Source organism: Protofrankia sp. Cr1, assembly GCF_963555865.1.
GTDB lineage: Bacteria > Actinomycetota > Actinomycetes > Frankiales > Frankiaceae > Protofrankia.
Genome location: NZ_CAUVXO010000342.1, coordinates 1 through 5,539 on the forward strand (window position 1 = coordinate 1; position 5,539 = coordinate 5,539).

General features: G+C 69.3%; 8 protein-coding genes. 6 read left to right on the forward strand and 2 right to left on the reverse strand.

Going from position 1 to position 5,539, the window contains the following annotated elements; all coding sequences use genetic code 11:
• The first annotated feature begins 156 nt into the window (after nt 1–156).
• Genes U9980_RS20760 through U9980_RS20775 form a run of 4 tightly spaced genes read left to right on the forward strand, consistent with a single transcriptional unit; the run spans nt 157 to nt 3,768 of the window.
• Nucleotides 157–1,122, forward strand: coding sequence for a metal ABC transporter solute-binding protein, Zn/Mn family (locus U9980_RS20760; protein ID WP_416210345.1), 966 nt, complete (start codon nt 157–159; stop codon nt 1,120–1,122).
• Entirely contained in the window at nt 1,119–1,946 is an 828-nt protein-coding gene (locus tag U9980_RS20765) for an ABC transporter ATP-binding protein (protein WP_322769452.1), read from the forward strand. The genes U9980_RS20760 and U9980_RS20765 overlap by 4 nt, the downstream gene beginning before the upstream one ends.
• Nucleotides 1,943–2,881 carry a metal ABC transporter permease gene (locus U9980_RS20770; RefSeq protein WP_322752540.1) on the forward strand — a complete coding sequence of 313 codons (939 nt, stop codon included), beginning with the start codon at nt 1,943–1,945 and terminating at the stop codon, nt 2,879–2,881. Before U9980_RS20765 ends, U9980_RS20770 begins: the two co-directional genes overlap by 4 nt.
• A complete protein-coding gene (locus U9980_RS20775; RefSeq protein WP_322769453.1) occupies nt 2,878–3,768 on the forward strand; it encodes a metal ABC transporter permease in 891 nt (296 codons plus the stop codon). Before U9980_RS20770 ends, U9980_RS20775 begins: the two co-directional genes overlap by 4 nt.
• Here the strand turns inward: U9980_RS20775 and U9980_RS20780 are convergent.
• Complete coding sequence (locus tag U9980_RS20780) at nt 3,758–4,150, reverse strand: SCO5389 family protein (protein WP_322751720.1); 393 nt, start codon at nt 4,148–4,150, stop codon at nt 3,758–3,760. The two genes, U9980_RS20775 and U9980_RS20780, sit on opposite strands and share 11 nt — an antisense overlap.
• Before the next feature lie 348 nt (nt 4,151–4,498).
• Between U9980_RS20780 and U9980_RS20785 the strand changes: the two genes are divergently transcribed.
• Entirely contained in the window at nt 4,499–4,753 is a 255-nt protein-coding gene (locus U9980_RS20785; protein WP_322769454.1) for a hypothetical protein, read from the forward strand.
• Nucleotides 4,754–4,803: 50 nt separating this feature from the next.
• Here the strand turns inward: U9980_RS20785 and U9980_RS20790 are convergent, their stop codons facing one another.
• Nucleotides 4,804–5,109: a hypothetical protein gene (locus U9980_RS20790; RefSeq protein ID WP_322769455.1), complete on the reverse strand. Its 306-nt coding sequence runs from the start codon at nt 5,107–5,109 to the stop codon at nt 4,804–4,806.
• Between the two features lie 248 nt (nt 5,110–5,357).
• On the opposite strand from U9980_RS20790, the gene U9980_RS20795 reads away from it, so the two are divergent.
• Entirely contained in the window at nt 5,358–5,492 is a 135-nt protein-coding gene (locus U9980_RS20795) for a hypothetical protein (protein ID WP_322751722.1), read from the forward strand.
• Nucleotides 5,493–5,539: the final 47 nt, after the last annotated feature.

The following is a 5,539-nucleotide window of genomic DNA, read 5'->3' on the forward strand; positions in this document are numbered from 1 at the left end:
GCCGGCCCACGCTCGCCGACCTGCACATCCGGCACGCGTCCGCGCCCCGCCCACTACCCGAACTTGTAACGGTTTCCATTATCAGCTAGATTTGGTGAAAATGGATCCCGGTACGGATAGTGCATCCGGTTGACAGCAAGCAAGGAGATCATGATCATGGAAGATGCGGCTGCGGTACCGCGTCGGTGGACACTGCGCCTGGGCGTGGTGGCCGCATGTGCGGTGGTGGGGGCCGTCGCGGCATGCGGGACATCCTCGCCGGGTGGTACCGGGGACAGCGCCGCCGGTGGCAGTGCCGCTGGTAGGAAGATTACGGTTGTGGCGGCCGAGAACTTCTGGGGCAGCATCGCCGCTCAGCTCGGCGGTGCGCGGGTGACGGTCACCAGCATCATCGACAACCCGGACGCCGATCCGCATGACTACGAGCCGACGCCTGCCGACGGCCGGGCGATCGCCGATGCGCGGCTGTTCATCGACAACGGTGTCGGCTACGACCCGTGGGCGGCCAAACTGGTGGCGGCCAACCCGACAGATGGACGGACGGTACTGACCGTCGGTGACCTGGTCGGTGCGACGGACGGGGACAACCCGCACCGCTGGTACAACCCGGGGGACGTCGCCAAGGTGATCGACACGGTCACCGCGGACTACAAGAAGATCGACCCGGCGGACGCGGGCTACTTCGACCAACAGCGGACGTCCTTCACCGCCACTACGCTGAAGCCGTACACCGACGTCATTGCGACGATCAAGACGACCTACGGCGGGACACCGGTCGGCGCGTCGGAGAGCATCTTCGCGATGCTGACCCCCGCCCTCGGACTGAACCTGCTGACCCCACCGGCGTTCCTGCGCGCGATCTCGGAGGGCACCGATCCGACCGCCGCGGACAAGGCCACCATCGACGACCAGATCAAGGGCAAGAAGATCAAAGTTTACGTGTACAACAGCCAGAACGCGACCCCGGACGTCCAACGTCAGGTCGAAGAGGCGAAGGCGGCCGGTATCCCGGTGACCACCATCACCGAGACACTCACCCCAGCCGGCACATCCTTCCAGGACTGGCAGGTCGCCCAGCTGGAAGGCCTGCGTGCCGCGCTGGCCCAGGCCACCGGAAAATGACAGGAACGGCGACGGCGGTGTTCCGGGACGCCGCGGTCCGCCTCGGTGGGCGGGTGGTGTGGAGCGGCGTCAACGTCGAGGCGGCGGCCGGGGAGTTCGTCGCGATCCTCGGCCCCAACGGTGTAGGCAAGTCCACCCTGCTCAAGGCGACGCTCGGGCTGCTGCCGCTGTCCGCGGGGCAGGCGGTGGTACTGGGCCGGCCACCCGGGCAGGCCCAGGCTGAGATCGGGTACCTGCCGCAGCGGCGCAGCTTCGATCCGTCGGTGCGGATCCGCGGGCTGGACGTGGTCCGCCTCGGGTTGGACGGCCACCGGTGGGGCCTGCCCGTGCCCGGCGGACGTCGCGGCCGGGCAGCCAGGGGACGGGTCGCCGAGCTGGTCGAGTTGGTCGGCGCCGCCGGCTACGCCCACCAGCCGATCGGGCGGCTGTCCGGCGGGGAGCAGCAGCGGCTGCTGATCGCTCAGGCGCTCGCCCGCGGGCCCCGGCTCCTGCTTCTCGATGAGCCGCTGGACAGCCTTGACCTGTACAACGCCGGTGCGGTCGCGGCCCTCATCCGCGACATCTGCCAGACGGGGGTGACGGTGCTGATGGTCGCCCACGACGTCAACCCGATTCTCTCCAGTCTTGACCGGGTCATCTACCTCGCCGGTGGCGGTTCGGTGTCGGGAGCACCCACCGACGTGATCACCAGTGCGACGTTGAGCCGGCTCTACCGCACCCCCATCGAGGTGCTGACCACCTCGGATGGACGGCTCGTGGTCGTCGGCCAGCCCGAAGCGTCCGCGGTGCATGTCGACCGCCACAGTGGGACCGGCCGGATATGATCGTCGCCGCAACGACTGAGGCCGGCCTCTCGTGGGACCTGGCCGATGACATCCGAGCGATGTTCGCCTACCCGTTCATGGTGAACGCGTTCCGGGCCGGAACCGTCGTGGCGGTGACCGCCGGGGTGATCGGCTGGTTCATGATCCTGCGCCGTCAGACGTTCGCCGGCCACGCCCTGGCCATGGCCGGCTTTCCGGGTGCGGCCGGGGCGATCTGGCTCGGCGTCGGCGCGACCTACGGCTATTTCGCCTTCTGCCTCACCGCGGCGCTGGCCGTCGCGGCCATCCCGGCGGCGGGCGGGGGCGGGGGCAGCGCCGGGGGCAGCGCCGGACGGTCCGAGGAGTCGGCCGCCGTCGGCACCGTCCAGGCGTTCGCCCTCGCCTGCGGGTTCCTGTTCGTCAGCCTCTACCAGGGATTCCTCGGTGGGGTGAACGCACTGCTGTTCGGCAGCTTTCTGGGTATCACCGGCGGGATGGTCCGCACCCTGGCCGTGCTCGCCCTCGTCGTCCTGGTCGTGCTGGCGGTCATCGGGCGTCCGTTGCTGTTCGCTTCGCTCGACCCGGCTGTGGCCACTGCCGCCGGGGTGCCGGTGCGGGGCCTGTCGACGGCATTCCTGATCCTGCTCGGGACCGCCACCGCCGAGGTCAGCCAGATCACCGGCACCCTGCTGGTCTTCACCCTGCTGGTGATCCCGGCCGCGACCGCGCAGGTCCTCACCGCCCGGCCGGTGCTCAGCCTGACGCTCACGGTGCTCCTCGGGGTGCTGGTCACCTGGGCCGGGCTGACGGTGGCCTATTACTCGCCGTATCCGATCGGCTTTTTCATCACCAGTTTCTCCTTCGGTCTGTACCTCCTCGCCCGCCTGGCCGTCGGTGTCCACGACATGCTCGGCCGGGCCGCCCGCGGCCCCCGGACGGCGGGAGCACCGGCATGATCACGATGTTCGACCATCCGTTCATCCAGCATGCCTTCCTCGCCGGCACAGGAATCGCCGCGGCGGCGGGCCTCGTCGGCTACTTCCTGGTCCTGCGCGCGCAGGTGTTCACCGGTGACGCGCTGTCCCACGTGGCGTTCACCGGTGCGCTCGCCGCCCTGGCCACCGGCATCGACGCCCGCGTCGGCCTGTTTGCCGCCACCATCGCCGTCGGATGCGTACTCGGGGTGCTGGGCCGCCGTGGCCGGGCCGACGACGTCGTCATCGGCAGCGTGTTCGCCTGGATACTCGGGCTCGGGGTGCTCTTCCTCACCCTGTACACGACCCGGCGCAGCACCGGCAACGGCACCGCCGGAGTGACCATCCTGTTCGGCTCGATCTTCGGGTTAGCAGCATCCCACGCCTGGGAGGCGGCCGTGGTCGGGGCGGCCATCTGCGTCGCCACGGTCGCGATCGGACGTCCGCTGCTGTTCGCGAGCCTGGACGAGGCGGTCGCCACCGCCCAGGGTGTTCCCGTCCGCCTCCTCGGCATCGGCTTCCTCGGCCTCGTCGGGGCGACCACGGCCGAGGCGACCCAGGCCGTCGGCGCACTGCTGCTACTCGGCCTGCTCGCCGCGCCCGCCGGCGCGGCCCACCGGCTCACCACCCGCCCCTACCACGGAATGTGGATCTCCGTCGGGCTCGCGGTCGCGGTGACGTGGGCCGGGCTGACGATGAGCTACCTCGCACCACGGGTCCCGCCGAGCTTCGCCATCATCGCCGTCGCCACCGCCGTCTACACCGCCACCCTGGGCGCCACCTCGCTGACCGCACGCCGAGCGCACACGCTGCACCCAGACCCACCGCCGGCGGCCGGCGTCCCCCGCCAGGTGACGGTCAGCAGTTGACGAACCCGGGCTGCTGGTTGAGGAGCTGGCTCTCCGCGGAGACGAACCGGCGGTACTGTTCGCCGCCCACCGCGGCCGGGCGGAACACGGCCAGCCGGTGGCAGTTCTGGAATGCCAACGCCACCCCGAAACGCCGCTCCAGCGAACTGCGGATCGCCGTACTTGCCATTGCACGCAGCAACTGCCCCTGCGCTGCGTCGTCCGGTGGCGGCACCAGGTTGTCCGCGAAGTCGCGCCCGGCGGCCGGCAGCTCACCCGCGAGCCGTTCGACCAGCCCGTAGGCGTAGGGCAGCGACTCGCGCACACACGCCAGGAACGCCTCCTGGTCGACATGGCCGGCTTCGGCTTGGACGAGCAGATCCGGGGACACGGTCAAGGACATGACTGATCCTCCTGTCGCAGCTACACGCTGGAACATCGACTATTTCCGATTTGACAACCATTGTCAATACGGGCTGCAGTCGCGTGGCCATCCGGCCGGGTCCACCATGAGAGGCTTAGAGCGCCCGGCAATAGGGGACGCGGCGTCGCGGGGCTGAGGCACGCACCTCACCACGTTGTCGTCAGTCGACACCCAACACCTCCGGTGCCTCCCTCCTCCGCCTCGCGATGCCCGTACCCCAGCCCCATTCCTTGATCCACGCCCCTATTGCCGGGCGCTCTAACGATGTGAATCTGGTGCTACTGGAGCAGCGCGAGATTCACATCCTTAGCGCGTGATCCGCACCGCGTGATCCGCAGTAAGGATCTGGCGGCGGCCGGTGGCGGACGGGCGGTGGTTGTCAGTGGACAAGCGGCGGTGAAGCAGGTCGTACGCCTGGGGCAGCCGACCTCGCCGAACGCGTGCGCCTCGGCCAGCACATTGGCGACAGACGGTCCCGACGTGGATCTCTCCGCCCAGATCGACCCCGCCTTCCGGCCCGCCTCCGGGCTGGTCCCGGCGGCCCGCACGGCACCCGACAGCACCGGCGGCCCAGCGGTCTGACCACCCTTGACCACCGTCTGTCCACCGCCGGAGTCAGGCCGGGTGGGGTGTCAGTGGTCGTCCCAGTGGCCGTCGTGGGCGGCGTGCCGGTGCCCCTCGTGCAGATAGTCGACATGATCGCCGTGGGGCACGGCGACATGCCCACAACTGTCGCCGTGGGTGTGGGTGTGCCCGCCGTGCTCCTTGTGCTCGGCGGGCTCGCACTCGTCGTAGTGGTCCTCGTGTGAACGGTGCAGGTGGACGTCGTGGACGTAGTCGACGTGGTCGTTGTGGGGAACTGCCACATGCCCACATCCGGCCCCGTGACTGTGTTCGGTGACGCTGTGGCGCGGGGCGTGCGTGGTTGCGGTGGTCACAGCTTCTCCTGGGGTGCGTGGTGGATGGCAGCATGGACGATCTGACCGACGCGGCCCCCGGCGAGCCGCTAAGCTAACGGAAATCGTTTTCATATCGGCTGTACAACACGCTGCGGCCGGAGGCCCGCTCGACGCCGCCCGCTGGCGTGCGACGCCAATGGTTGAGTTCGTTCCCAGATACGGGGAGAAGGACACATGCCCGAGCGGCTGCTGCCTGCCCGGCACCCATCCGACGTTCGGAAACGCCCATGAGTGACATCACAAACGCGATCGGCGACATTCTGCGGATCCAGCGCCTTCTCAACGGCCCCCCAGCCCGTGAGGTCGTGCTCGGCGGGGTGTTTCGCTATGAGGCCGACGGCCACTACTTGGAGACAACCTGATCCGGTGACCCGACGGCGGCGCTGCGCTCGGTACTGGTCCAACCCGA

Coding starts and splice junctions, on each gene's coding strand:
- U9980_RS20760 (WP_416210345.1), top strand. CDS start 157: ATGGAAGATGCGGCTGCGGTACCGCGTCGGTGGACACTGCGCCTGGGC.
- U9980_RS20765 (WP_322769452.1), top strand. CDS start 1,119: ATGACAGGAACGGCGACGGCGGTGTTCCGGGACGCCGCGGTCCGCCTC.
- U9980_RS20770 (WP_322752540.1), top strand. CDS start 1,943: ATGATCGTCGCCGCAACGACTGAGGCCGGCCTCTCGTGGGACCTGGCC.
- U9980_RS20775 (WP_322769453.1), top strand. CDS start 2,878: ATGATCACGATGTTCGACCATCCGTTCATCCAGCATGCCTTCCTCGCC.
- U9980_RS20780 (WP_322751720.1), bottom strand. CDS start 4,150: ATGTCCTTGACCGTGTCCCCGGATCTGCTCGTCCAAGCCGAAGCCGGC.
- U9980_RS20795 (WP_322751722.1), top strand. CDS start 5,358: ATGAGTGACATCACAAACGCGATCGGCGACATTCTGCGGATCCAGCGC.